This window comes from Bacillus sp. C30 (assembly GCF_040838255.1).
Classification (GTDB): Bacteria; Bacillota; Bacilli; order Bacillales; family Bacillaceae_G; genus Bacillus_A; species Bacillus_A mycoides.
Genome location: NZ_JBFPJH010000276.1, coordinates 1 through 4,408 on the forward strand (window position 1 = coordinate 1; position 4,408 = coordinate 4,408).

At 33.2% G+C, this 4,408-nt stretch carries 5 protein-coding genes; 1 reads left to right on the top strand and 4 read right to left on the bottom strand.

What is annotated here, in order from left to right; genetic code table 11:
• Window positions 1-99 precede the first annotated feature (99 nt).
• Together AB3X49_RS18330 and AB3X49_RS18335 are read right to left on the bottom strand one after the other, a co-directional pair.
• Window positions 100-417, bottom strand: coding sequence for a magnetosome magnetite crystal formation protein family (locus AB3X49_RS18330; protein ID WP_002011879.1), 318 nt, complete (start codon window positions 415-417; stop codon window positions 100-102).
• A gap of 146 nt (window positions 418-563) precedes the next feature.
• Window positions 564-1,100 (bottom strand): YdcF family protein, encoded by a 537-nt coding sequence (locus tag AB3X49_RS18335; RefSeq protein WP_306475273.1) that lies wholly within the window; start codon window positions 1,098-1,100, stop codon window positions 564-566.
• Window positions 1,101-1,302: 202 nt separating this feature from the next.
• Here AB3X49_RS18335 and AB3X49_RS18340 point away from each other — a divergent pair, with 202 nt between their 5' ends.
• Window positions 1,303-1,968 carry a DUF421 domain-containing protein gene (locus AB3X49_RS18340; protein WP_002126540.1) on the top strand — a complete coding sequence of 222 codons (666 nt, stop codon included), beginning with the start codon at window positions 1,303-1,305 and terminating at the stop codon, window positions 1,966-1,968.
• Window positions 1,969-2,006: 38 nt separating this feature from the next.
• Here the strand turns inward: AB3X49_RS18340 and AB3X49_RS18345 are convergent, their stop codons facing one another.
• Both AB3X49_RS18345 and AB3X49_RS18350 read right to left on the bottom strand, forming a co-directional pair.
• Window positions 2,007-3,362, bottom strand: coding sequence for an MATE family efflux transporter (locus AB3X49_RS18345; RefSeq protein ID WP_367963861.1), 1,356 nt, complete (start codon window positions 3,360-3,362; stop codon window positions 2,007-2,009).
• A gap of 89 nt (window positions 3,363-3,451) precedes the next feature.
• Window positions 3,452-4,282: a MerR family transcriptional regulator gene (locus AB3X49_RS18350; protein WP_367963859.1), complete on the bottom strand. Its 831-nt coding sequence runs from the start codon at window positions 4,280-4,282 to the stop codon at window positions 3,452-3,454.
• Window positions 4,283-4,408 lie beyond the last annotated feature (126 nt).

Below are 4,408 nucleotides of genomic sequence, written 5' to 3' on the forward strand. Positions count from 1 at the left end.
ATCTTTTATTATGGTAAATGAAATTATATTAGCGACAATTTCAATATATTAATCTATCGCTAAATAACGTCGAATTAATATGCTATTATACAATTCTTGTTAAGCTGCTTTCAATACTTTAATACCTTTAACAATATTCCAAATGAAGTAGTAAATCCCTACAAGAATAAACACTGCATACGTTATAACCATCCCAATTCCAACGCTCTCAGACTGATTGAAACTTAAACCGTATACTCCTGATAAAGCTAACCCTCCAAATAAAATTGCATATGGGAAAACATGTGACCAAAATGCTTTTTTCGCATGATATTTCACTTCATCTTCCGCAACGAAGTACACGATAATTGGTAGTAAAAATGGTGCAAAAAAGATACTAAAGTAACATAGCGAAGATAAAATATTATTTCCTTTCAACCGAATCACCTCTAAAGTTTTTGTTACCTTCATTATGTCAGGAAACCTTTCCAGAAACTATCGCTTTACCTTTCATGAACATGACATTTTTGTAAGATTTCCCTCGAAATAAATCCCGCCTCAAATTTCGGGCGGGATTACTTTAACTATATTCGATTCATAAACCAATATTGCGTAATCGCTAAATATTCTCGTACATTCGATGGAATGATAATTGGCTTCGGTGTTTTGGCCGGAAGCCCTTCTAATTGCAAACCTTGTTTTGCAGCTATTTTTTTCGCTCTAAACATATGGAAATCGTTTGTTACGATCATACCTTTTTTCATATTGGCTGGAATTAACGGTTTTGAGAATTTAATATTTTCATCTGTGCTCGTCGACTTATCTTCCATTATAATGCGGTCTTCTGCAATATTTTGTTTCATTAATCCTTGTTTCATCGCTAATGCTTCTGTAATATCTTCACCTTTTCCTTGGCCTCCAGATACAATAGCAATTGTTTTATCATGTAATTTTAAATACTCAGCTGCTTTATCAATACGATATTGCAATGAATAAGAAGGTTTTGTTCCATTTACTTTCGATCCTAGTACAATTATATAATCCGCATCATCAATTGCATTCATATGCCCATGCTTATAAATGTTATATTGTAAAAACCCCGCATATACGGCGCAAATCATTATAACAACTAAAATATACTTGATTATTTTCTTCTTTCTCATATCCATATACCCCTATTCCCTTTACTTCCTTCATCATAATATCCATTTATTCGTTTGTATACAGACAAATTCCAATTAAGCCTAATTTATCCTCCAAAAGGTAATATTTCTATTAATTTCGGGAATAGTAAGTACAACTTCGCACGAAGGAGTGTCCCTATTGCTTCTCTTTTTATGTAACGTATCATTCTTTTTTATCTTATTTTTACTATCACTTAAGCTACTTGGTAAATCTGCATTAGCACAACTAACTCCTCATGATTTTGGGGCTATTATCTTTTTATCTTATTTAGCTTTTCAAGCCATACCAGTCGCTGGTGCTTTACAAGCATTTCTCGGTATGGTCGTTATTACATGTTTGCATTTGCTTCTTACAAAATTAAGCCTACTCAACAAACTAAATCGTTTTATTCTCGGACACCCCATTATTTTAATTAAACATGGTGATATTATTTTTGAGAACTTACAAAAAAGTAGATATCCGATCCCTGAATTGCTTTCAAACCTTCGCGTCGCAGGATATCCAAGTGTTCATGAAATTGAGTATGCGATATTAGAAGCGAATGGAGCTATTAGTATTTTACCAAAAAGAGAACTTGTGCCTCTGACTCCAAAAGATTTGAATATAAATGTTAAGTATGCAGGCTTACCAATTGCTCTTATCGTTGATTCACAAATTCAATACGATAACTTAAAATTAATCCATAAAAATGAAAAGTGGTTACATGCAGAGTTAATGGAGAAAGGCGTTACAAATATTAAAAATGTGGCTTTCGCTTCTGTGCAGGAGACAGATGGATCTTTTGCGATTAGTTTAAAAGAATGAAAAAAAATCCCCTTACTTGTTCAAGGGGATTTTCTTCACTATATTGCTTTTTTCTCTCTCGCCATGTTTAACGGAACAGGATGTTTCATACGATTCATCGTAAATACGATAATTGCTGTCAATACTTCCGCTACTGGCATAACGAGCCAAATTCCGTTTATACCAAATACTTTTGGCATAATCCATAACAATGGGATAACAAATAGTAAACCTCGGCTCATTATTATAAGTACTGATTTTTTCGTTTGTCGCACTGATTGGAAATACTCTCCATACACAATGTTATAGCCTAAAAATACATATTGAATAAAGAATAAACTAATACCTGTTAACGTTAACTCCAATAGTTCTGGCGATTGAACATTAAATAAACCTATAATATATTTCCCGAAGAATAAACCGCCAACAATCGCAATGCCTCCGAGTACAAGCGCAATTTTTACAGCAAACTGTAATCCTTCACGCAATCTTTCTGATAAGTTTGCACCGTAATGGAAACTAGCGATTGGTTGTAATGCTGCACCAACACCGAAGAATAATAGTAATGTCATTGCATGAATACTATTCACCATCGCATAGGAAGCGACTCCTATTTCTCCTGCATATTGAACGAATGCAATGTTAACACCGATCGTTACGATTGCAACTGTACTTTCTGCTGTAAAGCTTGGGAAACCGATCACCATAATTTGTTTAACCGTATCCCATTCAAAGTGGAATTTCGTCCATTTTAAAATACTACTTTTTCTAAAGAAGTGAGTTAATAATACAAGGAAACCAATTGCTGCCGAAAGAATAGTCGCTGAAGCAGCACCAGTTACACCCCATCCCAAGATGAAAATAAAAATATAGTCGAACACTATATTTAATACAGCCGTTACAACAAGACCTGCCATTGCTAAATTAGGATTTCCATCATTTCGTATAAATGTACTTAAAATATTTTCTAAAACGTATATCATTCCAAATGTTAATAACACCTGTAAATAGTCTAATGCGTATGGTAAAATCACTTCATTCGCACCAAATAAATATGCTAAATCTTCTATTCTCCATAAGCAAATAGCCGCTAAAACGCCAACGATAACAACTGCTACTGTCATAGATTGAGTAAAGATAGACCTTGCTCTTTCCAGTTTATTTTCACCTAGTGCAATGGAATATAGCGTTGCTCCGCCCATTCCAATCCATAATGAAATAGAGAAGAAAATTGAAAATGCTGGAATAGCTACGTTTACTCCGGCTAAACCGTTCGCTCCAACTCCCCTACTAATCATGACTGCATCAATCACAATATTAACCGACATTAATACCATCCCAAGAACAGCTGGTATTAAATACGTAATAAATAAACTTTTAATTGGTTTTTCTCTTAATTTTTCTGTTGTTTCCATCATATAAATGCTCCTTTTTCAATGCTCTGTTCACAGTTTAAACCTTCAAGTTACTTGAAGGTCAATAGAGAATCGAAAAATATATAAGCCTATTTTTTAACAACAGGTATTTGAATTTCCGTTACTTGCTCCTTCGGATTTTCTGTTACGGACCAATCAATTAATGCAAGTTCCAGTGCATCTCCGCACACTTCATATCCTTCGTTATCAATGTGCTTTAATAATTCCGTATACGTTGCGTCTGTTTCTTCATATGATCCATGATGATAAGAACAGGCAAATATCCCTTCTTTTATTTCATCTGAAGTATGCGCTTCAAAAGGCATGTAATCCAATAAAATAAACACACGGTTATATGCTTGAAACTCATTTTGCATTAATGCTTTTTTTGAAACTGTTACACCGATATCACCTGAAAATAAACTATTATCAATTTGCTTCATATTTTTTTGCAACGAATGGATATAATATTCAAACATATCATCCGTTGTATTTGGTGCAACTGCAATTGCTGTAATTTTTCGTTTCGGTATCTTTTTATAAATAATTTGATTTGCTTCAGATTTCGTCGCTTTCTTCATTAAATGGATTTTATGTTCCATTTTTGCCAAAGCATACTCGATTTCTCTTTGTTTTTTCAGCATCATTTCTTGTTGTTTTTCAAGTAAATTCAGCGCATAAGATGGATTTCGTTCATCAATATATTTCTTTATTTCCTTTAACGGGATGTTCAATTGGCGTAAAAATTTAATCGTATCTAATAGTGAAAACTGATCAATTGTGTAATAACGATAATTGGTTTGAGGGTCAACAATTGACGGATGAAAAATCCCTTTTTCATCATAATAACGTAATGTAGATTCCGCTATATTATGCATTTTCGCCATTTCCCCAATTGTAAAACGTTGATTTAATAACATTTTTCTTTCTCCATTCATTATTTGTAAACTTTATTACTTCCTATTATATATCTATATCCCCCGTTTCTAAAACGAATCCTCTCATGAAAATCTGCTATTTTTTCATTGATTTTTAATAAATTTTAT

Coding starts and splice junctions, on each gene's coding strand:
- AB3X49_RS18335 (WP_306475273.1), bottom strand. CDS start 1,100: ATGATTTGCGCCGTATATGCGGGGTTTTTACAATATAACATTTATAAG.
- AB3X49_RS18345 (WP_367963861.1), bottom strand. CDS start 3,362: ATGGAAACAACAGAAAAATTAAGAGAAAAACCAATTAAAAGTTTATTT.
- AB3X49_RS18350 (WP_367963859.1), bottom strand. CDS start 4,282: ATGTTATTAAATCAACGTTTTACAATTGGGGAAATGGCGAAAATGCAT.